This is a genomic window from Bradyrhizobium diversitatis, assembly GCF_016031635.1.
Classification (GTDB): domain Bacteria; phylum Pseudomonadota; class Alphaproteobacteria; order Rhizobiales; family Xanthobacteraceae; genus Bradyrhizobium; species Bradyrhizobium diversitatis.
The window spans coordinates 48,149-71,414 of record NZ_JACEGD010000008.1 but is presented as its reverse complement, the minus strand read 5'-3'; the positions used below and the strand labels follow the sequence as shown (position 1 = coordinate 71,414).

The following is a 23,266-nucleotide window of genomic DNA, read 5'->3' as shown; positions in this document are numbered from 1 at the left end:
GCTACGCTCGGACTCCGGAATGACGCTGAATGACACGTCGGATGTGCGACTCTAGCCGTGCTTCTTCATCTCCACCGGCGGCGTGCCATGGGTGTGGAACGACTCGATCGTCTTCAATCCCCAGGCCTGGCCCTTCTTGCGCTCCTCCTCGGTCCACACGATCGGCTTCCAATCGGGCGCGAGAATGAGGCGCGCGCCGGCATTGGCGACCTCGACGCGGTTGCCGCCGGGCTCGTAGACATAGAGGAAGAAAGTCTGCTGGATCGCGTGCTTGTGCGGGCCGGTCTCGATATGAACGCCGTTCTCCAGGAAGATGTCGGCAGCGCGCAGAATCTCCTCGCGGCTGTCGAGCGCATAGGTGACGTGGTGGAAGCGGCCCGGCACGCCGGAATGGTCGAGCGAATAGGCGAAGTCGTAGCTCTTGTTCGACATCGTCAGCCACATCGCCGCTTCCCGGCCGTCATTGAGCACGATCTGCTCGGTGAGACGGCAGCCGAGATAGGTCTCGAAGAACTCGCGGTTGGCCTTGATGTCGACGGCGAGGCAGTTGAGATGGTCGAGACGGCGGACATTGACGCCGCGGGCCGGAAAGCGTTGCGCCTGGTTCTTCAGCGCCGGCTTGAGCTCCGGCGGCGCCTGATACCATTCGGTCTCGTAATAGAGCTCGACGATGTGGCCATCGGGATCGCGGCAGCGGAAGGTCGGCCCCTGCCCCATGTCGCCGTCGATCCAGCCGATGTCGAAGCCGGATCCATTCAGCGCCGCGACCCGGCGCTCCAGCGCCTGCTGGCTGCGCGCGCGCAGCGCCATGTGGCCCATGCCCGAGGTCTTCGACGCCGTCAGCTTGAGCGAATAGCGCTCGTAATCATCCCAACCGCGCAAGTAAACCGACTCGCCTTGTCGTCCGCTGATGGTCATGCCCATGACATCGACGAAGAATTTCAGGCTCTCGGCGGGCTTCGGCGTCAGCAGCTCCATGTGGCCGAGATGGGCGAGATCGAGGATTGGTTCGGGCTGCATGATTTCCTCCCAGGGACGTCGCTACGATCCGCCGGACCGGACGGCGCGATTGAACGCGGGGCACAACGACGCGCGCCCCGCATGGCGCCGGTGGCAGCGATTTGATTTGTACTAATGTACAAATGATTAGGTCCCGTCAACAAATCAAGCCGCTGCGCCCCTGCAAATGACGGCCCGGCCGGGACCGGCGGGTCTTCGAAACCGGCGATCGCCCGCCTGGATGGTAAAGTCTTCCTTAAGGTTGACCGGACGCATTGGCCCGGAAAAGCAGCAGTTTCCCGGCGATTCCGCCCACAAGTATGCATCAGGGCCAAACCTGTTGGCCGAATTACCGCTGATTTAACGGAGCAGGCGCGCCCGGCGTTTAACCCTTTGTCCAGCGACGGCCGCGCATAGTCCGGAGGAAATCCCTTAGCTCTTGCCGGGTTCATTCATCGTGACATCCTTTGGACGCGTGATTTCGGTTCGCGGATCGCTCGCCCGGGTCGGGCTATTGGCGGCAAGCCAGATGCCGATCTCGGAGGTTCGGGCGACCGTCGGCCGTTTCGTCAGCATTCGCTGCGCCAGCTCCGTCATCGTTGCGATGATCACCGAGGTCTCCTGCGAGAACCTGTCGAGCTCCGACGGCTACATCGCCATCGCCTCGGTCGACCTGCTCGGCGAGATCCTCAACGCCGCGGACAAGGCCAAATTCCAGCGCGGCGTCACCAACTATCCCACCATCGGCGATGCCGTCGACCTGATCACCAGCCAGGAGCTGCGCACGATCTACGCGCCGACCGGGTCGGACCAGATCAATGTGGGCTTCCTCCAGCAGGATCGCTCCGTCGTCGCCTATGTCGATGTCGAGGAAATGCTGTCCAAGCATTTTGCGGTGCTGGGCTCGACCGGCGTCGGCAAATCGACCGGCGTCTCGCTCCTGCTCAATGAGATCCTGAAGGCGCGGCCGAACCTGCGCATCTTCCTGCTCGACGTGCACAACGAATATGGCCGCTGCTTCGGCGACCGCGCGCTGGTGCTCAACCCGCGGAACCTGAAGCTGCCGTTCTGGCTGTTCAACTTCGAGGAAATTGTCGACGTGCTGTTCGGCGGCCGCGCCGGCGTGCCCGAGGAGCTCGACATCCTCGCCGAGGTGATCCCGCTGGCCAAGGGCGTCTACACCCAGTACCAGAACGCCGACCGCATCGGCCTCAAGCGCATCGACCCCAAGCAGATCGGCTACACCGTCGACACGCCGGTGCCCTATCGCCTGGTCGACCTGCTGTCGCTGATCGACGAGCGCATGGGCAAGCTCGAGAACCGCTCCTCGCGCATCATCTATCACAAGCTGATCTCGCGCATCGAGGCGGTGCGCAACGACCCACGCTACGCCTTCATGTTCGACAACGCCAATGTCGGCGGCGACACCATGGCCGAGGTGATCAGCCATCTGTTCCGCCTGCCGGCCAACGGCAAGCCGATGACGGTGATGCAGCTCGCCGGCTTCCCGGCCGAAGTGATCGATTCCGTCGTCTCGGTGCTGTGCCGCATGGCCTTCGACTTCGGCCTGTGGAGCGACGGCGTCTCGCCGCTGCTGTTCGTCTGCGAGGAAGCGCATCGCTATGCCTCCGCCGACCGCAACGTCGGCTTCGGGCCGACCCGCAAGGCGGTGTCGCGCATCGCCAAGGAGGGTCGTAAATACGGCGTCTATCTCGGCCTCATCACCCAGCGTCCGGCCGAGCTCGACGCCACCATCATCTCCCAGTGCAACACGCTGTTCACGATGCGGCTCGCCAACGACCGCGACCAGGCGCTGCTGCGCGCCGCGGTCTCGGACGCCGCCGCGAACCTGCTCTCCTTCGTCCCCTCGCTCGGCACGCGTGAAGTGCTGGCGTTCGGTGAAGGCGTGGCATTGCCGACGCGCCTGCGCTTCAAGGAAGTGCCCCCGCACCAATTGCCGCGCGGCGAGGCCACCATCTCGAGCGTGCCGTCGGTCACCTCCGGTCACGACATGCATTTCGTCAGCGCAGTGCTCGAACGCTGGCGCGGCGCCACCTCGCAGCGCGACGTGCCCAACGACCCCGTGTTCTCGGCGCCGCCGGCGAAGTCGATGTCCAGCGTCGAAGCCCCGATGCTGCAGCCGTCGATGGGCCTCGACCCGGACCGCTTCTCGCTGTTGAAGAAGCCGCTGCGGTAGCGCATCTCTCGTGTCCCGGACGCGCCGCAGCGTGCAACGCTGCTGCGCCGCGTCCGGGGCACGAGACCTTGCGACGCCTCTGGAGCGTCTCGCGCGCATCGACTATGGTTCCCGCCCCAAGCCGGAACCATGCCCATGACAAAAGCCACGCAACGCTTCCCCGCACCCGCCCTCGAAACGCTGCCCGAGGACATCCGTGCGCGCCTCCTTGCCGTGCAGGAGAAGAGCGGCTTCGTGCCGAACGTGTTCCTGACGCTGGCCTATCGTCCCGACGAGTTCCGCGCGTTCTTCGCCTATCACGACGCACTGATGGAGAAGGACGGCGGCCTCACCAAGGCCGAGCGCGAGATGATCGTGGTGGCAACCTCGGCCGCGAACCAGTGCCAATATTGCGTGATCGCCCACGGCGCGATCCTGCGCATCCGCGCCAAGAACCCGCTGATTGCCGATCAGGTCGCGGTGAACTACCGCAAGGCCGACATCAGCCCGCGGCAGAAGGCGATGCTCGACTTCGCGATGAAGGTCTCGACTGACGCGCAGCGGATTTCCGAGGACGATTTCGCCACGCTCCAACCGCACGGCTTCAGCGACGACGACATCTGGGACATCGCCGCGATCGCCGCCTTCTTCGCATTGTCGAACCGGCTGGCGAATTTCACCGGCATGCGCCCGAACGAGGAGTTCTACCTGATGGGACGACTGCCGAAGACGTGACGGGCAAGACATGACCGAGCTGGACTGGCCCGAAATCCTGCTTCGCCTCGGCGCGGCGACGCTCGCCGGCGGCGCGATCGGCCTCAACCGCGACCTGCACGGCAAGCCGATCGGGCTGAAGACGCTCGGCATCGTCGGGCTCTCCACCGCAACCGTCGTGCTGCTCGCAGTCCAGTTCGCCGAGCCCGGCAGGATGACCGATGCGACGAGCCGTGTGATCCAGGGCATCCTGACCGGCATCGGCTTTCTCGGTGCCGGGGTCATCGTCCACGAGAGCGACCGCTTTCGCGTGCGGGGCCTGACCAGCGCGGCCTGCACCTTTCTCGCCGCCTGTCTCGGCATTGCCTGCGGCGTCGGACAATGGAAGATCGTCCTGCTCGCGCTCGCTGTCGCCTTCGTGCTGCTCACGATCGGCCGCCGCATCGAGCGCTGGCTGCATCGCGCCCTCGGCGGCAAAGAGGACCCGCATCGGCCGGAGACCACGCCGCCCGCGGGTCCCCGCAATAGCGGCTAGTGATCATACGCCGCGCAATCGCCTCGGAGGCGAGCGCGTGCAAGGCTTCATCGGATCGAAGGAGCCTGGCGAGCACTGCATCTGCCGCAATCCGCTCGCCTGCTGCCGCATTCTGTCTCGCTCACGTCTTCCGCCGCAGGCTCCAGAGACTTCCAGCGCCCAGAATGGCGGTCACGAACAGAATCGCAACGAAGGTCTGGATGATCGTGAAGTTCAGGGCATCGCGCGCAACGAACAGCGCGGTGACCGCGCCGGCGATGACGAAGAGGATGCGAAAGATGATGCTCATGGCCATGTCTCCAGTCAGCATGACCTGGAGCCCACCTCGCCCTCGATATCGGGACGCCATGCTGCTTCGGCAATCATGCAGGCGGACCATAGCCGCCGGCCGCCGCCGCAAATTTGCGGAAGATCAAGCGTGTCCGGGCCGCCAAGCCGCTAGCGTTTTGTCATCAGCTCGAGCGCCGGCGCAAAACGATCGGCAAATGTCAATGTCTTGGCGTGGTGAACTGCGGCAAACGATGCCGAAATCCCTGCTGAGGCGACGGCGAGCAAGGCAATGGCAAGAACCAGACGGCGCATTCCGGCCTCCTGTGTAAGCTCGATACCTCAAAGATGTGGGGTGGCCCTGTTTCAGGACCGCTTCATGGAGACGGGAAAGTGATTTCGCTCAAGCGACCGTGATGTGGTGCGGCTGGTGGTGCCGGTGGCGCCACGGCCCTAATCATCCGCCGGACCGCACCAGCCGGGCAGATAGATGGCATTCTTGCTTCTGGCTGCGGCCATCGCCTTCTCGATCGCCCTGTCGAAATCGGACTCCACCAACTTGCGCGAGACCTGTCGGCGCAGGAAATCAGCCCACAGAAATTCCGAGAACGGCGTGGTGTCTTTGGCAAAGCCGCCCATGCGGCGCAACTCGCCGGCAAGGCTGCGAAACGGATCGTCCTCGAGGTCGGCAACCGATTTCGGCAGGTCGCGGAACGATCTCCGCTCGCCCTTGGCGTCGTAGGGATAGGCCCAGCGCTTGTTGTCCATGACGCCCCAGAATGCCTTGCGCTCGACCATCCTGAGGTCGCCGACGATGGTCACCAACACCTCCTTGACGCCTTCATCGTGCAGCGCTCGGCCGAGATGATGATGATCGATCACGTAGTAGCGCGAATCGGGGCCGTAGACGACGGGGATCATGTGCTTGCCGAGCAGATCAGCCTGCTTCTTCTCGTCGTGCTCGCGCCAGCGCTTGCGCTTCTCCCTGACCTCGCGCATGCCGACCGTCATCTGCGTCGGCCGGAGCGACAGGATCGGGACAGGATGCACTCGCGGCTCGCGCGTATTGGTCATGATCGATAGGTCCTCGGATAGTCCGGCTTCCCGCGACTATGCCATGGGCCCCGCGGCGACAAAATGCGTTCGGAAAGGACGCCGAGATCACAAGTCGGTACTGGCGGGACGAAGGGACGAACTCCGTGGCCGTCGCGATCCCTGTCGTTGCGGCGCAACCCGCGCCACCACCACGACGGCCGGTTCCCGGTGGGCTCCACACCGGCCCATGTACAAATAGTGCAAATGCACAAATGCCCGCGAGCATTGAGAAGATTTTCTGCAACGCGCGCGCCACGTATGCTATCTAAATCGGCGCTTCGGAGTGATCCCCGCCCCATGAACAACCAGCGGCCCATAAGCTCGGATGACGAGCACCGGGTGCTCCAGTTCAGGCCGCGCACCTCGCCTCCCACGGCGGCCCAGCGCGGCAACGGCACCGTACAACCGTTGCGCGTCGCTCCCGAACGGCTGGACCTGTCGCGCTACGAGCGGCCCCGCGCCGAACCCGACAATTTCCGCCAGCGCATGCTTGCCAACATCGCGGCGCTGGCCTTCACCATCGCGCTGACCGCGATCGGGATCTGGCTCGCGGTCAGCATCGCCGACCTGCGCCGGACCCAGGATTGCGTGCTGATGGGTCGCCGCGACTGCGTCAAGATCACGACGCCGCATATTTAGGGACCGGCCCGCCGCTGGCCGTCCGGCGGAAGGGCCCCGGTGGGCATCCCCAAGCCTGTCCCTTTGCGGTCCCCTTGGCCTGCCCGGCTCCATTGAACTCGGGGCGGCGCTCCGATATACGGGCTTTCGACCCGGCCAGAGGGGGGTTTGAGGGCGTCATTCGGGGCGCGATGCCCACCCACCGTGCCACTCTGGACAATCTGACAAATACCCGCAATATATCAAAGGCTTAGTGATGTCTTCCACATTCGATCAGGTCGCCACGATCATCGCTGAAACCTGCGACATCCCGCGCGACACGATCACGCCCGATAGCCACGCCATCGATGACCTCGGCATCGACAGCCTCGATTTTCTGGACATCGCGTTCGCGATCGACAAGCAGTTCGGCATCAAGCTGCCGCTGGAGAAGTGGACTCAGGAGGTCAACGACGGCAAGGCGACCACCGAGCAATATTTCGTGCTGAAGAACCTGTGCGCCCGCATCGACGAACTGGTTGCGGCCAAGGGCGCGAGCGCCTAAGGGCGCAGTCATGCAACTCGAATACTTCCACATGATCGACCGCATCGTCGACCTCAAGGTCGACGAGAAGACGATCGTCGTCGAAGCGCAGGTCCCGAAGGAGAGCACCATCTTCGAGGGGCACTTCCCGGGCTATCCCTTGATGCCCGGCGTGCTCCTGATCGAATCGATGGCGCAGGCCTCGGGCTGGCTTCAGCTCGGCGTATTCAGGTTCGAGCGTATGCCGATCCTGGCCGCCGTGAAGGAGGCGAAGGTCCGCGGCTCGGTCTTCCCCGGCGATCTCATGAGCATCGAAGCGCGCCTCACCCATGAAGGCTCCGGCTATGCGATGACCGAAGCCAAGATCAGAGTCGGCGGCAAGCTGCGCGCCAATTCGGCGCTCACCTTCACGCTGATCCCCTTCCCCAATGCGGATATGCGCGGATACATGGCGAAAGTCGCCGAGCGTGTCGGCTTTCCGCAACAGGCCGTATCGCCATGACTGACACTCCCGCTTCGAAGCCCGGCCAGACCGAAGTCTGGATCACCGGCATTGGCCTTGCGACCTCGCTCGGCGAGGGTCTGGACGCCAACTGGGCCGCGCTTCAGGAGAAGCGAATCAATGTCGACGAGAAGGGCTTTGCGCCCTACATCGTGCATCCGCTGATGCCCGTTGCCTTCGACAGCCAGATCCCGAAGAAGGGCGATCAGCGCCAGATGGAAGCCTGGCAGCGCATCGGCACATATGCCGCCGGTCTTGCGCTCGATTCCGCCGGCATCAAGGGCAACAAGGATATCCTGTCGAAGATCGACATGGTCGTCGCCGCCGGCGGCGGAGAGCGCGATCTCAACGTCGACAGCGGCGTGCTGACGGCCGAGGCCAAGGGCGCCAACGCGCCCGGCTTCCTCAACGAGCGCTTGATGAGCGATCTCAGGCCGACGCTGTTTTTGGCCCAGCTCTCCAACCTGCTCGCCGGCAACATCGCCATCGTGCACGGCCTGGGTGGCACTTCGCGCACGTTCATGGGCGAAGAGGTCGCCGGCGCCGATGCCGCCCGCATTGCGCTTGCGCGCATCGCCTCGGGCGAAAGCGACATCGCGCTGGTCGGCGGCTCGCACAATGGCGAGCGCAAGGACCTGTTGGTCCTCTACGAATTCGGCGACTTCAACCTCAAGGACAAGTTCGCTCCCGTATGGGCGCGCAAGGATCACGCCGGCTTCGCGCTCGGCTCGGCCGGCGCCTTCCTGGTGCTGGAATCGAAGACGCATGCGCAAGCGCGCGGCGCAAAGCCGTTCGCGAAATTGTCGAGCGTCGTCGCGGACCTCGCCAAACGCAAGCGACCCGGCGACATGGCCGCGACGCTGGAAAAGCTGTGGGCCAAGCTGCCGAGGCGCGAGGGTAAGGGCGCCATCATCACCGGAGCGACCGGTGCCGAGCCCGCGACCTCGGAAGAGCACGGCTTCCTGAAGGGCCATGCCGACTTTCCGGTGCGCTCGACCGGCACGGTGTTCGGCCACGCCATGGAGACGCAATTCCCGCTCGGAATTGCGCTCGCTGCGCTGTCGATCTCGCGTGGTGCACTGTTCCCGCCGAACGATTCGACCGGCACCGAGATTGAAATGCAGGGGGCGCCCACCCAGATTGTGGTGGTGGGAGCTGGACACTGGCGCGGCGAAGGCATGGCGCTGGTCGAGGCAGTTTAGTTAGCTCAAGCGGGGATCGACATGACTGCAGCACGCGACAAATTCGGGCGCCCCGTCGTCGTCGTCACCGGCATGGGCATCTTGACGTCGCTCGGTGCCGGCAAGGCCGATAATTGGGCGAAGCTCGTCGCCGGCGAATCCGGTATCCGCACCATCACGCGTTTTCCGATCGACGGCCTGAAGACCACGATGGCGGGCACGGTCGATTTCGTCAGCGTCGATCCGTTCTCGTCCACCGCCCTGTCCGAACGGATGGCCGAGATCGCGACGCAGGAAGCGCTGGAGCAGGCCGGCATCGGCGCCAAGGCCGATTTCCCCGGCCCCCTCTTTCTTGCCGTTGCGCCGGTCGAGGTGGAATGGCCGCAGCGTCGCGAACTGGGGCGCGCCGTCGGCCAGCTCGACATCAACTATGACGATCTGCTGCGCATTTCCGGCGGCGGCAAGTACAGCGCCTACCATCATCGCTTCATGTTCGGCTCGGTCGCCGCATCTCTCGCCGAGACGTTCGGCACCAAGGGGTCGCCGATCTCGCTGTCCACGGCCTGCGCCTCGGGTGCGACCTCGATCCAGCTCGGCGTCGAGGCGATCCGCCGCGGCGAGACCGATGCCGCGCTGTGCGTCGCGACCGACGGCACCGTGAACCCGGAAGCGCTGGTGCGCTTCTCGCTGCTGTCGGCGCTGTCGACCCAGAACGATCCGCCGCAAGCAGCCTCCCGTCCCTTCTCCAAGAACCGCGATGGTTTTGTGATGGCCGAAGGCGCCGGCGCACTGGTGCTCGAAAGCTACGAGGCGGCGACTGCGCGCGGCGCGAAGATCCTCGGCGTGATTGCCGGCTGCGGCGAGCTCACCGATTCCTTCCATCGCACCCGCTCCTCGCCCGACGGCAAGCCGATCATCGGCTGCATGAACAAGACGCTGGCCGATGCCGGCATGACGCCGGACCAGATCGACCACATCAACGCGCACGGCACCTCGACACCCGAAAACGACAAGATGGAGTTCAACACGACATCGGCGGTGTTCGGCGAGCTCGCGCAGAAGATTCCGGTCACCTCCAACAAGTCGATGGTCGGCCACACCATCTCGGCCGCCGGCGGGGTGGAGGCGATCTTCTCGCTGCTGACGCTCGAGCATCAGCGCATTCCGCCGACCATCAACTACGACATTCCTGATCCCGCAATCCTGTTCAACGTCGTCGGCAACAAGGCGCGCGACGCCCGCGTGACCGCGGTGATGTCGAATTCGTTCGGCTTCGGCGGTCAGAACGCCTCGCTGATCCTGACCCGCGAACCGTTCTGACCGGACGCATGGCGCTGCTTCCTGCGAGCACGAAGGCCCGCGCGCGGGAGGCTGCCAAATCGCTCGGCGGAAGCCTGATCGGCGCGGCGACGGTCGCGATGCTGCGCACCACGCGCTATTTCGATCCGGCCAAGACCTCGGACTTCTTCGCGCGCGCCGTCAAGCTGATCGGCCCGCGCCTGCGCGAGCACCGCATCGGCCGCGCCAACCTCACCGCCGCCTTTCCGGAGAAATCGCCGGAGGAGATCGACCGGATCCTGATGGGCGTCTGGGACAATCTCGGCCGCGTCGGCGCCGAGTTCGCCCATATCGACCACGTCTGGGACTACGATCGCGATGGCCCGGAGAAGAGTCGAATGGAGATTTCCCCGCGCAGCATCGAGCTGTTCGACCAGATCCGCGACGATGGCAAGCCGGCGCTGATCTTCGCCGCTCACCTTGCGAACTGGGAATTGCCGGCGCTCGCCGCGGTCGCGCATGGCCTGGATACCGCGATTCTCTATCGCCGCCCGAACATCGCCTCGGCCGACCGCATCATCCAGGAGATGCGCCAGGTCAACATGGGCACGCTGATCCCGGCCGGCCGCGACGCGCCGCTGCGGCTCGCGCAGGCGCTGAAGGATGGCAAGCACGTCGCGATGCTGATCGACCAGTATCTGACCGGCGGCGTCGAAGTCACCTTCTTCGGCCGCAAGACTCGCGCCAACCCGATGCTGGCGCGGCTCTTGCGCCAGATCGAATGCCCGATCCATGGCGTCCGCATCATCCGCCTGCCCGACGGCCGCTTCCGCGGCGAGCTGACCGAAGAGGTCAAGCCGGTGCGCGATGCCGATGGCAAGATCGACATCCAGGGTACCACGCAGGCGATCACGAGCGTGGTGGAAGGCTGGGTGCGCGAGCATCCGGAGCAGTGGCTGTGGCTGCACCGAAGGTGGCGGTAGGCTGGCGCTATTTGCTCAGCGGCCGCATTCGGACTCGGCCAGGCTCGATCACAGAAAAATGGCCCGCCCAATCGTCACGGGCCAAGATCAGGTCGGCGAGCACTTTGCCAATCCGCCCGGGTGCCGGCGGAGGAATGCGCAACAATACGATACCGCATGCGGTCGGCAGCGATGACGCTTTGGCCAACTCCCCAAAGTCCTTATCAAAGGTGAGCAGGATCCGTTGTTCGTGCGACGCTCGCGCCAACACTTCGCGATCGCTGCTACCAGGAGCCGAAGCTCTGATCCAGATGACGTCGTGACCTGATGCACGAAGTACATCGACGGCGGAGCCAGGAAAATTCTCGTCCGCGAGGAAACGCATCTCAAGCCGCGGTCGGGTGAACCCGTTCGACGCTCAGTGAGTCGCGTGCGTAGGCCAAGCACGCGAGAATGTCCTCGCGGGAAATGCCCGGATAGTTCGCCAGAATATCGGCTTCGCTCCAACCGTCTGCCATCAATCCGATGATGAACTCGACCGCAATGCGGGTCCCGCGAATCACGGGCTTGCCGGCGAGGACATCAGGTGCGAGCGAAATGCGAGGGTGATCTGTCATTGCTCAAGGCCTAGTCTGTCAGCTGAGGCAGATAGTACACCAATTCGCGCGGGACAGCGAATTTGGAACCTAACTGCCTTTACCGTCCCGTCTTCACCCTGGTCCAGAGCCGGTTGATGATCCGCTGCGTCGCCGGCTCGCGCGCCGTGATGACGAACAGCTTTGCGAGCGTCGCCTCGTCCGGATAGATGTTCTTGTCGCCCAGGATTTTTGGATCGACCAGCTTCTGGCTGGCGAGATTGCCGCTCGCGTAGGACAGGAAGTCCGAGTTCTTGGCGGCAACGTCGGGGCGGTAGAGGTAGTTGATCAGCTCGTAGGCTTCCTTGACGTTCTTGGCATCCGCGGGGATCGCGAGATTGTCGAAGAACATCTGCGCACCCTCCTTCGGAATGGCATAGCCGATCTCGATGCCACTGCTGTTGTCTTTCTTGGCTTCGGCCGCCCGGGCCCGCGCCTGCATGATGTCGCCGGACCAGCCGACCACGAAGCAGATCTCGCCGGTGGCGAGTGCGCTGAGATATTCGGACGAGTGAAATTTGCGCACCGACGGGCGAACCTTCGCGACGGCCTCGGCGGCCTTCTCGAGGTCGGCCTGCTTGGTCGAGTTCGGATCGAGCCCGAGCCAGCTCAGCGCCGCCGGAAAGATGTCGTCGGCGGAGTCGAGCATGTGCACGCCGCAATCTTTGAACTTTGCCAGGTTCTCCGGCTTGAAGACGATGTCCCAGCTGTCGATCTTCGCGTCAGCCCCAAGGATCTGCTTCACCTTGGCGATGTTGTAGCCGATGCCCGTCGTGCCCCACATGTAGTTGGCGGCGTAGACGTTGCCGGGATCGTAGATGCCGAGACGCTGCGTCACCACCGGCCAGGCATTGCTAAGGTTCGGCAGCTTCGACTTGTCGAGTTTCTGGAAGATGTTGGCCTTGATCTGTCGCTGCAGGAAATAGGCGGTGGGGACCACGACGTCATAGCCGGACTTGCCGGCCATCAGGCGCGTCTCCAGCGTCTCGTTGGCATCGAAGGTGTCGTAGACCACCTTGATGCCGGTCTCCCTGGTGAAGGCTTCAAGGACATCCGGCGCCATGTAGTTGGACCAGTTGTAGAAGTTGACGACGCGCTCCGCGGCCGCTGCGGGAGGCGAAAGCAACGTCAACGCCGCGGCGATTGCAAGACCGAGGCAAAACCCGGAGCGGCTGACGTTCGTCATCCCTACCTCTTGCGTCCACGCACCGCGTCCGACAGCCGCTCCAGCGCGGTGTCGAGCGTCTCGTCCTTCTTGGCAAAGCAGAAGCGCACCACCGAGGTTACGGGGTCCTGCTCGTAGAAGGCCGAGACCGGGATCGCCGCAACCTTGTAGTCTTTCACGATCCGCCAGCAGAATTCCGTGTCGCTCTCGTTCAGCCCGAGCGGTGACAGGTCGACGGTAAGGAAGTAGGTGCCTTGCGACTTCAGCACAGGGAAGCCGAGGCTCTCCAGACCCCTGGTCAGGCGGTCCCTGCTCCGCGTCAGATCCTTGCGCATCGACAGGAAATAGTCGTCGGACTTGCCGAGGCCGTAGGCGACGGCGGCCTGCAGGTTCGGCGCGGTGGTGAAGGTCAGGAACTGGTGCACCTTGGCGGCGACGCGCAGCAAGGGCGGTGCGGCGCAGACGAAGCCGATCTTCCAGCCGGTCAGCGAGAAGATCTTGCCGGCCGAGCCGACCTTGATGGTGCGCTCGCGCATGCCGGGAATGGTGATGAGCGGGACGTGCTTGTGCTCGTCGAAGGTGACGTGCTCCCAGACCTCGTCGCAGATCGCGATGACGTCGAACTCCTGGCAGTAGCGCGCGAGCAGCTCGAGGTCCTCGCGCGGATAGACCACCGCGCTAGGATTCAAGGGATTGTTGAACAGCACCGCCTTGGTCTTTGAATTGAAGACGCTTTTCAGCATGTCCTCATTCAGCCGCCAGTGCGGCGGCTCGAGACGGACCAGGCGCGGAATGCCGCCCGCCTGGCGGATGATGGGCAAATAGGAATCGTAGACCGGCTGGAAGCAGACCACCTCGTCGCCGGGCTGGACCACCGCGAGGATCGCCGAGGTCAGCGCCTCGGTGCCGCCGGAGGTCACCATCACTTCGCTCATCGGATCGAGCGTGAGGCCGTGCCAGTGGCCATAATGGGTCGCGATTGCCCGGCGCAGCTCCGGCAGGCCCATCATCGACGGGTACTGGTTGTAGCCGTTCAGCGAGGCCTCGGCCGCGGCGCGGCGGATGTCCTCGGGGCCGGGATCGTCGGGAAAGCCCTGCCCGAGATTGATGGCATTGTTGTCGCGGGCCGCCTGCGACATCGCCTCGAAGATGGTGACGGGAAGGTCGGCAAAGACCTTGTTCAGGGACGAGCTTTTGGACATCTTGTTAGACATTGGGGCCGATCAGCCACCGACCTTGCTGGGGAGCCCCGCCGCCTTCCAGCCCAGCATGCCGCCGGCCAGATGCTTGTCGTAAGGAAGGCCCGCCGCCTGCGCCGCCAGCGAGGCCGTCACGGAGCGTTTTCCCGAGCGGCAGGCGAACACGACCTCCTTGCCGGCGGGATCGGGAATCGCCTTGGGATCGAAGGTCGAGAGCGGAACCACGACGCCGTAAGGGTAAGCCTCGGCTTGAACCTCGTTCGGTTCGCGAACGTCGACGAGCAGATAGCGCCCTTCCGCGATGCCCTTGGAAACCTCGTCCGGGGTCAGATCCTGTACTTGATTCGCCACATCATCCTCCAACGTCGCAGGCGCATGCCGGGGCGACCCCGGCGGCCGGCAACCTCGCCTCTCGGGAGGTGAAAATCAAGCACTACAAAGGCTTGAGCCGCGCGGCGCAAGTTAAAGCTAAATCGCAGCGGCTTGAAGTCCGCGGCGAATCCCCACCCTAGATGGTCACCTGCGTGCCGACCTCGACCACGCGGCCGGACGGGATCTGGAAATAGTCGGTGGCGTCGTTGGCGGAGCGGCTGAGCGAGATGAACAGCCGGTCCTGCCACCGCGGCATGCCGGAATGGACGGCGGGCTTCAGCGCCCGGCGCGACAGGAAGAACGAGGTCGACATGATGTCGAACTGCCAGCCCAGCTTGCGGGCGATCGCCAGCGCCTTCGGCACGTTGGGCGATTCCATGAAGCCGAACTTCAGCGTCACCTTGGAGAAGGTCGGTGAGATCTGCTCCAGCCTGACGCGCTCGGACGGATCGATGCGCGGGGTCTGCGCGGTCTCGATGGTGAGAATGACGTTCTTCTCGTGCAGCACCTTGTAGTGCTTCAGGCTATGCATCAGCGCGGTCGGCGCGCTGATTGGGTCCGAGGTGAGGAATACCGCGGTTCCCGGCACGCGCTGGGGCGGCCGCTTCTCCAGCATGGCGACGAGGTCGGCGAGCGGGAACTCGAGCTTGCGCGACTTCTCGAACAAGAGCCGGCTGCCGCGCCGCCACGTGTACATCAGGATGATCATGAGCGCGCCGAGCGCCAGCGGCACCCAGCCGCCCTCGACGACCTTGAGCAGGTTGGCGGAGAGGAAGGTCAGGTCGAGGAACAGGAATGGCGCAATGAGAGCGGCGGCGGCGAATGGCGACCATCGCCAGACCTTCCAGATCACGACAAAGCCCATCATGGCCGTGACCACCATGGTGCCGGTGACCGAGATGCCGTAGGCCGAGGCCAGGGCACTGGAGGAGCGGAACATGAGCACCAGCAGCACCACCGCGACCAGCAGCAACTGGTTGATGCGTGGGATGAAGATCTGGCCGGAATGGGCTTCCGACGTATGGCGAATTTCAAAGCGCGGCAGCAGGCCAAGTTGGATCGCCTGCCGCGTCAGCGAATAGGCGCCGGTGATGACCGCTTGACTTGCGATCACGGTCGCCATGGTCGCGAGCACGACCATGCAGCCGCGGACAAAACCTTGAGGAAAGAGCTGGAAGAACGGGCTGACGATCGCGCCGGGATCGGCGAGCACCAGCGCCCCCTGCCCCAGATAGTTCAGCGCCAGCGACGGCAGCACGATGGACAGCCAGGCGGTCTGAATCGGCCGCTTGCCGAAATGGCCGAGGTCGGCATAGAGCGCCTCGGCGCCGGTGACGGCCAGGAACACCGCGCCCAGCGTCACGAAGCCGATCAGGCCGTGGTGGAGCATAAAGGACACGGCATAGAGCGGGTTCAGCGCGTACAGCACCTGCGGCTGCTCGATGATCGGATGGATCGCCGCCGCAGCGAGGACTGCGAACCAGACGCACATGATCGGACCGAAGAAGGCGGCAACGCGGGCGGTGCCGCGGGATTGCACGGCGAACAGAGCGACCAGGATCACCACGGTCAGCGGAACGATGTAAGGCTCGAACTTCAGGGTGACGTCCTTCATGCCCTCGATCGCCGACAGCACCGAGAGCGCCGGCGTGATCACGGCATCGCCGTAGAACAAGGCTCCGGAAATGATGCCGAGCAGCACGATGGTCGTGCTGCCGGCGCCCACCGCACGCTGGGCCAGCGCCATCAGCGCCAGCGTGCCGCCCTCGCCGTTGTTGTCGGCGCGGAGCAGGATCACGACATATTTGAGCGTCACCACGATGATGAGCGCCCACAGGATCAGGGAGAGCACGCCGAGCACGGCCGCTGCCGTCGGCAGGCCGTCGTGCCCGGAAGCCGCCGTCACCGCCTCGCGGAACGCGTAGAGCGGGCTGGTGCCGATATCGCCATAGACGACGCCGATGCTGCCGAGCGTCAGCGCACCGAAACCGGCGGTGGTGTGGGCCTCACCATGCCCATTGACCGCCGCCGTTTCCGGGGCGGTAATCGCTGCGTCGTTTGTCATGGGAGAGCCCAGTGGCCTCTAAAAATGCTTCACTGCACAACGGCGGAGGAGCGCGCGGCTTATAGTCCTGCGCTGTCGGCATAGCCTAGCCCGTTTTCGGGCCCTAGTCATGCAAATCTGCATGGCTCGCATATTTGCGGTTAGATGGTGACTTGGGTTCCGACTTCAACCACCCGCCCGGTGGGAATCTGGAAATAGTCGGTGGCGTCATTGGCGGACCGGCTGAGCGCGATGAACAAATGGTCCTGCCACAGCGGCATGCCCGATTGCGCCGAGGCCTTCAGCGATCTCCGCGACACGAAGAACGACGTCGACATGATGTCGAACTGCCAGCCCTGTTTGCGCGCGATGGCGAGCGCCTTCGGCACGTTCGGCTGCTCCATATAGCCGAAGCGCAGACGGACCTTGGAGAACTTGTCGCTGATCTTCTCCATCCTGAACCGCTCCGACAGATCGACCCGCGGCGTATGCGCGGTCTCGATCGTCAGGATCACGTTGTGCTCATGCAGCACCTTGTTGTGCTTGAGATTGTGCAGCAGCGCGGTCGGTACGAAGGCCGGATCGCTGGTGAGGAACACCGCCGTGCCCTTGACGATATGCGGCGGCCGCTTCTCCAGGCTGCGGATCAGGTCGTCCAGCGGCACCTCGATCCGTCGCGTCTTCTGGATCAGAATTGCGGAGCCCTTGCGCCAGGTCCAGATCATCCCTGCCATGACGACGCCGAACAGCAGCGGCACCCAGGCGCCTTCGAGCAGCTTGAGGAGGTTGGCGCTGAAGAAGCTCAAATCGACGATGACGAAGGGGACGATCACGGCCGCGGCCGTCGCCGCGCGCCAGTTCCACAACTTCCAGATCACGACGAAGCCCATGATGCCGTCAGCGACCATGGTGGTGGAGACCGCAATGCCGTAGGCCGAGGCCAGATTGCTGGGGGTGTGGAACAAAAGCACCAGCAGCATGACGCCGATCAGCAGCAGGCGGTTCACGCGCGGCAGATAGATCTGGCCCGCGTGCGATTCGGAGGTGTAACGCACCTCGAAACGCGGCAGCAGCCCGAGTTGTACGGCCTGGTAGACCAGCGAATAGGCGCCGGTGATCACCGCCTGGCTCGCAATCACGGTTGCGGCAGTCGCAAGTCCGACCAGCGGCAGCACCAGGCTCTCGGGCACCATGCGATAAAAGGAATGTTCGATCGCGCTGGGATCGGACAGCACCAGCGCACCCTGTCCGAAATAGTTGATCAGAAGCGCGGGCAGCACGAAGAACATCCAGGCCGACTGGATCGGCTTGCGGCCGAAATGGCCGAGATCGGCATAAAGCGCCTCGCCGCCCGTCACCGCCAGGAACACGGCGCCGAGTGTCACGAGGCCGATCACGCCGTGCGACAGCACGAACTGCACCGCGTAATAGGGATTGATTGCCGCCAGCACGGAAGGGTCGTCGGCGATGTGGACGGCCCCCATCACGGCGATGACGGCGAACCAGACCACCATCACCGGCCCGAAGGCCGAGGCGACCAATGCGGTTCCCTTGCTCTGGACAGCGAACAGCAGCACCAGAATGAGGACGGTGAGCGGCACGACATAGTGCTCGAGCGCGGGGGTCGCGAGCTTGAGGCCCTGGACCGCCGAGAGGACCGAGATCGCCGGCGTGATCATGGAATCGCCGATGAACATGGAGGCGCCGACCACACCGAGCGCGAGCAGGACCCAGCTTCGCCGCCCGAGCGCGCGCTGGCCGAGGGCCATCAGCGACAGCGTGCCGCCCTCCCCGTTGTTGTCGGCGCGCAAAAGCAGCAGGACGTATTTGGCGGTGACGACGATCAGCAGCGCCCACAGGATCAGCGAGAGCACGCCCAGCACGATGACCCGCGAGACCGGCTCGCCGTGGGCCGCGCCCTTGACGGCCTCGTGGAATGCGTAAAGCGGCGAGGTGCCGATATCCCCGAAGACGACGCCGATGCTCCCGAGCGTAAGGGCCCAAAAGCCTGATGTGACCGGCTGCCCGTCCTGGGTCTCGGTCGATGTGATGCTCGCCGTCATGGGGGTGAGAAACGCTTCGTCCCTGAATTCGATCCGGCGCCTATTGACGCTTCCGTCGCGCCTGTCAATCGGCCCGGCACCATAGCAGGCGCCGCGACAGAAGCTGTGACGCCGTGGCAACGTTCATCGCCAGCGCGACGACATGCCTCAGGTAGAATGGTAGCGCAAGGGGGTTACGGTTTCAGATTCGGCGGCAGCGGCGGATCCTCGCGCATCAGGGTGATGGTCACCCGACGGTTGGCCGCGAGCGAGGGATCGTCCGGAAATAGCGGCTGGGTATCCGCCTTGCCCGAGACGGCGAAGATATGCGACGGCGGCAGGCCTTCGCGCTCGAGGATCTGGCGCACGGCGTTGGCGCGGTCGGCCGACAGATCGAAGGCGCCATAGTCGCTGCGGGTCGGTACAAATCCTGCCGCGGTGTGGCCGGCGATGGAAACGCGCAGCGGCGTGGCCTTGAGCGGAATCGCAAGCTTCTCGACCAGGCGGCGGGTGCGGTCATAGGGCACCTTGGAGCCGTCGGCGAACATCGAGCGGCCGTCCTGGTCGACGATCTCCAGGTTGAGGCCCTGCTTGGTCTCCTCGAACATGATGTGCTTGGACATCTCGGTCAATTCCGGCATGTCCTGCAACGCCTGGCGCAGCGAGGCCGCGGCCAGCGCGAAATTGCGGTCGACCTTGATCTTCGCGCCCGACGTCTTGTCGCGGTCTTCCTGGTCCGGCGTCGGCGTGTTGGAGGCGTCCTCGGGCTGGATATGGTCGACATTTTTCAGTCGCGGACGGGTCGGCAGGCCGTCGGATTCGACGATGCCGGAGTAGCGCGCTTCGCTCTGAACGCCGAACGCCTCGCGCATCGAGCCCGCGACGATCTTCAGCTTGTTGGCGTCCTGCGTGGAGAACGCAACCAGCATCACGAAAAATGCCAGCAGCAACGCCATCAGGTCGGCGAAGGTCACGAACCAGCCGTGACCGCCGCCGTGAGCATTGCCGCGCTTCTTCTTGGCCATCTCTCAAATCCCGGCGCGCGGCGTTACGCCGGCACCGGCTCTCCCTCGGTGTGACGATGCTTCTCTGGCAGATAGGCCAGCAGCATTTCGCGCACGAGCGTCGGGCTCTTGGAATCGCGGATCATCAGGATGCCGTCGATGATCAAGGTGCGGTTCGTTTCTTCGTCGAGCAGCTTGCCATGCAGCTTGTCGGCTATCGGCAAACAGATCAGGTTGGCGACAACCGCGCCATACAGCGTCGCCAGCAGCGCGGTGGCCATGAACGGGCCGAGCTTGGAAGGGTCCGACATGTTGGAGAACATCTGCACCATGCCGAGCAGCGTGCCGATCATGCCGAACGCCGGGGCGCAGTCGCCGACGGCGCGGTAGATCTTGCTGCCTTCGTCGAGGTGCATCAGGAAATTGTCGCGGTCGCGCTCCAGATTGTCGCGAATGAAATCGAGGTCGTAGCCGTCGGCGACATAGCGGATGCCCTTGGCGAGGAACGGCTCGTCGGTCTCGACCTTTTCCAGCCCGACCGGCCCCTGCTTGCGAGCGATTTCCGCGATGCGGGCGAGTTCGTCGACGAGGTCGTGAGCCGAAAGGCGGCTCAGGGTGAAAGCAAACTTCGCGCCGAGCGGCACGCCATGGATCATCGCGGACAATGGAAAGCGGATCATCGTTGCGGCGAACGAACCGCCGAAGATGACGATCACGGCGTGGATGTCGTAAAACATCCCGAAGCTGCCGCCCATCAAGATCAGCGTCGACACAACAGTGGCGCCCGCGGCCAGGCCGACAAGTGTTGCGATATCCATTATCGACTCCAACGCGTACGCGACAACGGCCGTCCTGGCCGCTGGTGCGGCCCGACCCCGAACCACATCGGAAACCCTAGAGGCCCGCCCTTAAAGTCGCGTAAAGGTTAAGTCTGGACAGTGTGCTGCATGCCGCAGCGCCCGCTGCGATTGACGTCCGGCGACAGGAACTTCAACACTTCGCTAACCATTGGCGGGGCGCGCCACGCCGTCACGTCGGCTGCGGCCCTCCGCCACATCGTGACCAGGGATCGATTGGTGTCTGATACTGGCGCGGCATGCTCGATCGCGGGAGCCATCGCCATGTTGACGTTGTTCGGTCTTCTCACCGCGCTGCCCGCGGTGCTGGCGCTCCACCTGCTGGAGCCGGAACTCGTCCTGCCGGCTTTCAGCCTCGTGCTCTTTGCCGAGGCCGCCTTCGCGGTGATGGCGGCGCGCTTGATTCACCTCCCGGACAATGCGGAGGGTATCACGCTATGGGACCTTGCCGGCGGCTTCACCCTGATCGGATGCGCCGCCGCAGTGTTCGGCGAGCCGGATCAGGCGGTCCTGTTTCTGACGGAACAAGGCGACCCACGGCCATCGCGGCCGTAGGTCATTCGATTACCGTCTAGTGAATCTCCGCCGAGCGCTTCAGCGCGGCCTTCAGCTTCTCCAGCGAGAAGTCGGGGCTGCGGGCGATCTCCAGGATCGGCGTCTCGCGGCGGCCGCACAGTTCGGCGGCTTCCGGCAGCTTTGCGGCGACGTCGAGCGGGATCACGATGGCGCCGTGCCGGTCGGCATGGATGAGATCGTCGGACTTCACGGTCATGCCGGCGACGCGCGCTTCGCCGCCAAAGCTTTCCGCATGCACCCAGGCGTGCGACGGGCCGACCGAGCCGGCCAGCGCCTGGAAGCCCGGGGCCCATTGCGGGATGTCGCGGATCGAGCCGTCGGTGATGACGCCGAGGCAGCCGAGCGCCTTGTGCACATTGCTCTGCACCTCGCCCCAGAATGCGCCGTAGCCGACATCGGGGCCGTCGATGTCCTGGATCACCGAGATGCGCGGGCCATGGCCGGTGCCGACATATTCGTAATAATCGATGCGGCGCCTGGACTGTTCCTCGGCCGGGAGCGATGATTTCAGCACTGAGCGGATCGCAACCGTGCGGGCGTATCCGACGATCGGCGGCAGGTCGGGAAACGGACAGACCAGCGGTTTCGTGGTGTAGCCGATCAGACGCCGCTCGGGCGCCACGATCTCCATGGCATTGCAGATCGTCGGCGTGTCGTAGCGGCCCAGCGCCTCGAGGACGGAAGCGGGCAGCGGCCCGGTCGCGGAATTGGTCACGGCGTTCTCTCCCAGATTGGCGGCGGCTGATTGCGCGATGCCGCCTGCTCAAGGGCGATATAGCCGAGATCGGGCCTCGACCCAACTCAGGCAGGCCTCATGGCAGATATCCGCGAGGAGCGCTCAGTGCAGACGTCCGGGCCGGTCGTCGTCCTGTGGCGGCTCTGACAAATTCGCCAGCGTCGGCGCCGAGGGCGGCGACGTAACCTCGCCACCCGCAGGCGCAGTGGCTGCCATCGCGCGCGCCTGGTCGCGATAGGATTTGTAGCCGAGCGGCAGGCAGAGCAGATAGAGCACCGTGCCGATCGACAGCACGTGCCAGGGATAGGCGATCAAGAGCGCGATGAAGACGATCACGGCGACGAACGCCGGCAGCACCAGTTCCGGCGGCACGCGCATGCGCTTGGTCTTGCCGGAGAACACCGGCAGGCGCGACACCATCAGAAACGCGATCAGAAGCGTGTAGGCGGCCGTCACCACCGCAGGGATCCGGCCGAGCTCGAGGAACGCGACGTAGATCGGCAGCAGCACCGTGATCGCGCCGGCGGGCGCCGGCACGCCGGTGAAGAAGTTGGCCGCGAAGGCGGGCTTGTTCGGATCATCCATGGTGGCGTTGAAGCGCGCCAAGCGCAGGCCGCCGGAGATCGCGAATACCATGGCGGCGATCCAGCCGGCATTGCCGAGCTCGTGCAGCTGCCAGAAGTACAGCATCAGGCCGGGCGCCACCCCGAAATTGACGAAATCGGCCAGGCTGTCGAGCTCGGCGCCGAACTTGGACTGGCCCTTGATCATGCGCGCGATGCGGCCGTCGATGCCGTCGAGCGCGGCCGCGAACACGATGGCGTAGACGGCGAGCGTCATCCGCCCCTCGATCGATAGCCGGATCGAGGTGAGGCCGGCGCAGATCGCCAGCAGCGTGATGACGTTGGGCACCAGCATCCGCACCGGGATCGGTCGAAACCGCCGGCGGCGCACATCGGGATCTCTCAAGTCATAGGGCGTCATTGCTCACCTCGAGGCGAGATATAGCAAGCCGCGCCCCCCTCCGCCATCGCGGCGGAAGGCCCACAAGCACGACTATTGGTCAATTGGCGCGGTAGGCGCGGCTCGGGTCGTCGCCGGCAAGGTCGGCCAGGATCGTCTCTCCGGCGATCGCGGTCTGCCCTTCGGAGACCAGCGCCTTGGTGCCCACGGGCAAATAGACGTCGAGGCGGGAGCCGAAGCGGATCAGGCCGAAGCGCTCGCCGGCACCGATCGCCTGCCCTTCCTTGACGAAGCAGACGATGCGCTTGGCGACGAGGCCGGCGATCTGGATCACGCCGATCCGCGCCGTCGGCGTCGTGATGACCAGCGAGTTGCGTTCATTGTCCTCGCTCGCCTTGTCGAGCTCGGCATTGATGAAGAGGCCGGGCCGATAGGCGATGCGATCCACCCTGCCCGCCACGGGCGCGCGGTTCACGTGGCAGTTGAACACGCTCATGAACACCGAGATGCGCGGCAGCGGCCGGTCGCCGAGCCCGAGCTCGGCCGGAGGCAGCGCCATGGTGATCATCGAGACGCGGCCGTCGGCGGGCGACACAACCAGCCCGTCACGCACGGGTGTCACGCGGACGGGGTCGCGGAAGAACAGCGCGCACCAGACGGTCAGGATCGTGCCGATCCACCCCAGCGGCGACCACAGCCAGAACAGGACCAGGCTTGCCAGCGCGAAGCCGCCGATGAAGGGATAGCCCTCCTTGTGGATCGGCGGGATCTGGCGCTGGATCGAATCGAGAATGGACATCGCTATCTGCCGCTCGGGGTTAAT

General features: G+C 64.6%; 26 protein-coding genes. 10 read left to right on the top strand and 16 right to left on the bottom strand.

The window, feature by feature from the left end:
• Positions 1-51: 51 nt before the first annotated feature.
• Positions 52-1,020 (bottom strand): catechol 2,3-dioxygenase, encoded by a 969-nt coding sequence (locus H1B27_RS09440; RefSeq protein WP_061877684.1) that lies wholly within the window; start codon positions 1,018-1,020, stop codon positions 52-54.
• Between the two features lie 436 nt (positions 1,021-1,456).
• Between H1B27_RS09440 and H1B27_RS09435 the strand changes: the two genes are divergently transcribed.
• From H1B27_RS09435 to H1B27_RS09425, 3 genes are all read left to right on the top strand, one after another.
• On the top strand, positions 1,457-3,196 hold the full coding sequence (locus H1B27_RS09435; protein ID WP_156504817.1) for an ATP-binding protein: 1,740 nt from the start codon (positions 1,457-1,459) through the stop codon (positions 3,194-3,196).
• 135 nt (positions 3,197-3,331) lie between these two features.
• Positions 3,332-3,910 (top strand): peroxidase-related enzyme, encoded by a 579-nt coding sequence (locus H1B27_RS09430; RefSeq protein WP_061877685.1) that lies wholly within the window; start codon positions 3,332-3,334, stop codon positions 3,908-3,910.
• A gap of 10 nt (positions 3,911-3,920) precedes the next feature.
• Positions 3,921-4,424, top strand: a complete 504-nt coding sequence (locus H1B27_RS09425) for an MgtC/SapB family protein (protein ID WP_061877686.1) — start codon at positions 3,921-3,923, stop codon at positions 4,422-4,424.
• A gap of 121 nt (positions 4,425-4,545) precedes the next feature.
• Here H1B27_RS09425 and H1B27_RS09420 read toward each other — a convergent pair whose 3' ends face one another.
• From H1B27_RS09420 to H1B27_RS09410, 3 genes are all read right to left on the bottom strand, one after another.
• The gene (locus H1B27_RS09420) at positions 4,546-4,713 is read right to left on the bottom strand and encodes a hypothetical protein (RefSeq protein WP_197965866.1); all 168 of its coding nucleotides are present in this window, start codon (positions 4,711-4,713) and stop codon (positions 4,546-4,548) included.
• Between the two features lie 149 nt (positions 4,714-4,862).
• Positions 4,863-5,006, bottom strand: coding sequence for a hypothetical protein (locus H1B27_RS09415; RefSeq protein ID WP_165936396.1), 144 nt, complete (start codon positions 5,004-5,006; stop codon positions 4,863-4,865).
• 138 nt (positions 5,007-5,144) lie between these two features.
• Positions 5,145-5,765 carry a ParB-like protein gene (locus H1B27_RS09410; protein ID WP_197965865.1) on the bottom strand — a complete coding sequence of 207 codons (621 nt, stop codon included), beginning with the start codon at positions 5,763-5,765 and terminating at the stop codon, positions 5,145-5,147.
• Between the two features lie 318 nt (positions 5,766-6,083).
• Here H1B27_RS09410 and H1B27_RS09405 point away from each other — a divergent pair, with 318 nt between their 5' ends.
• From H1B27_RS09405 to H1B27_RS09380, 6 genes are all read left to right on the top strand, one after another.
• Positions 6,084-6,425 carry a hypothetical protein gene (locus tag H1B27_RS09405; protein ID WP_061877688.1) on the top strand — a complete coding sequence of 114 codons (342 nt, stop codon included), beginning with the start codon at positions 6,084-6,086 and terminating at the stop codon, positions 6,423-6,425.
• Positions 6,426-6,660: 235 nt separating this feature from the next.
• Positions 6,661-6,948: an acyl carrier protein gene (locus tag H1B27_RS09400; RefSeq protein WP_007592476.1), complete on the top strand. Its 288-nt coding sequence runs from the start codon at positions 6,661-6,663 to the stop codon at positions 6,946-6,948.
• A gap of 10 nt (positions 6,949-6,958) precedes the next feature.
• Complete coding sequence (locus H1B27_RS09395; RefSeq protein WP_061877689.1) at positions 6,959-7,429, top strand: 3-hydroxyacyl-ACP dehydratase FabZ family protein; 471 nt, start codon at positions 6,959-6,961, stop codon at positions 7,427-7,429.
• Positions 7,426-8,631 (top strand): beta-ketoacyl-ACP synthase, encoded by a 1,206-nt coding sequence (locus tag H1B27_RS09390; RefSeq protein ID WP_061877690.1) that lies wholly within the window; start codon positions 7,426-7,428, stop codon positions 8,629-8,631. Before H1B27_RS09395 ends, H1B27_RS09390 begins: the two co-directional genes overlap by 4 nt.
• Positions 8,632-8,652: 21 nt before the next feature.
• Complete coding sequence (locus H1B27_RS09385) at positions 8,653-9,930, top strand: beta-ketoacyl-ACP synthase (protein WP_197965864.1); 1,278 nt, start codon at positions 8,653-8,655, stop codon at positions 9,928-9,930.
• A gap of 8 nt (positions 9,931-9,938) precedes the next feature.
• On the top strand, positions 9,939-10,871 hold the full coding sequence (locus H1B27_RS09380) for a lipid A biosynthesis lauroyl acyltransferase (protein ID WP_197965863.1): 933 nt from the start codon (positions 9,939-9,941) through the stop codon (positions 10,869-10,871).
• Positions 10,872-10,878: 7 nt separating this feature from the next.
• Here H1B27_RS09380 and H1B27_RS09375 read toward each other — a convergent pair whose 3' ends face one another.
• From H1B27_RS09375 to H1B27_RS09335, 9 genes are all read right to left on the bottom strand, one after another.
• Positions 10,879-11,235 (bottom strand): DUF5615 family PIN-like protein, encoded by a 357-nt coding sequence (locus H1B27_RS09375; RefSeq protein WP_197965862.1) that lies wholly within the window; start codon positions 11,233-11,235, stop codon positions 10,879-10,881.
• A gap of 1 nt (position 11,236) precedes the next feature.
• A complete protein-coding gene (locus tag H1B27_RS09370) occupies positions 11,237-11,467 on the bottom strand; it encodes a DUF433 domain-containing protein (protein ID WP_197965861.1) in 231 nt (76 codons plus the stop codon).
• Between the two features lie 79 nt (positions 11,468-11,546).
• Entirely contained in the window at positions 11,547-12,671 is a 1,125-nt protein-coding gene (locus H1B27_RS09365) for a polyamine ABC transporter substrate-binding protein (RefSeq protein WP_197965860.1), read from the bottom strand.
• Between the two features lie 2 nt (positions 12,672-12,673).
• Positions 12,674-13,852, bottom strand: coding sequence for an aminotransferase (locus H1B27_RS09360; RefSeq protein ID WP_061877696.1), 1,179 nt, complete (start codon positions 13,850-13,852; stop codon positions 12,674-12,676).
• Between the two features lie 21 nt (positions 13,853-13,873).
• Positions 13,874-14,200 (bottom strand): rhodanese-like domain-containing protein, encoded by a 327-nt coding sequence (locus tag H1B27_RS09355; RefSeq protein ID WP_061877747.1) that lies wholly within the window; start codon positions 14,198-14,200, stop codon positions 13,874-13,876.
• A gap of 157 nt (positions 14,201-14,357) precedes the next feature.
• Complete coding sequence (locus H1B27_RS09350; RefSeq protein ID WP_197965859.1) at positions 14,358-16,286, bottom strand: potassium transporter Kup; 1,929 nt, start codon at positions 16,284-16,286, stop codon at positions 14,358-14,360.
• Between the two features lie 140 nt (positions 16,287-16,426).
• A complete protein-coding gene (locus H1B27_RS09345) occupies positions 16,427-18,328 on the bottom strand; it encodes a potassium transporter Kup (protein ID WP_197965858.1) in 1,902 nt (633 codons plus the stop codon).
• Positions 18,329-18,501: 173 nt separating this feature from the next.
• Complete coding sequence (locus H1B27_RS09340; protein WP_061877699.1) at positions 18,502-19,332, bottom strand: OmpA/MotB family protein; 831 nt, start codon at positions 19,330-19,332, stop codon at positions 18,502-18,504.
• Between the two features lie 23 nt (positions 19,333-19,355).
• Positions 19,356-20,129, bottom strand: a complete 774-nt coding sequence (locus tag H1B27_RS09335; protein ID WP_061877700.1) for a motility protein A — start codon at positions 20,127-20,129, stop codon at positions 19,356-19,358.
• 303 nt (positions 20,130-20,432) lie between these two features.
• Between H1B27_RS09335 and H1B27_RS09330 the strand changes: the two genes are divergently transcribed.
• Complete coding sequence (locus tag H1B27_RS09330; RefSeq protein WP_028179974.1) at positions 20,433-20,723, top strand: hypothetical protein; 291 nt, start codon at positions 20,433-20,435, stop codon at positions 20,721-20,723.
• Positions 20,724-20,739: 16 nt separating this feature from the next.
• On the opposite strand, the gene H1B27_RS09325 is transcribed toward H1B27_RS09330, so the two are convergent.
• The 3 genes from H1B27_RS09325 to H1B27_RS09315 all read right to left on the bottom strand — a co-directional run bounded on the left by H1B27_RS09325 (position 20,740) and on the right by H1B27_RS09315 (position 23,266).
• Positions 20,740-21,459, bottom strand: a complete 720-nt coding sequence (locus H1B27_RS09325) for an RraA family protein (protein WP_197965857.1) — start codon at positions 21,457-21,459, stop codon at positions 20,740-20,742.
• A gap of 123 nt (positions 21,460-21,582) precedes the next feature.
• Entirely contained in the window at positions 21,583-22,464 is an 882-nt protein-coding gene (locus H1B27_RS09320) for a CDP-alcohol phosphatidyltransferase family protein (RefSeq protein WP_061877703.1), read from the bottom strand.
• A gap of 79 nt (positions 22,465-22,543) precedes the next feature.
• Entirely contained in the window at positions 22,544-23,266 is a 723-nt protein-coding gene (locus H1B27_RS09315; RefSeq protein WP_311976940.1) for a phosphatidylserine decarboxylase, read from the bottom strand.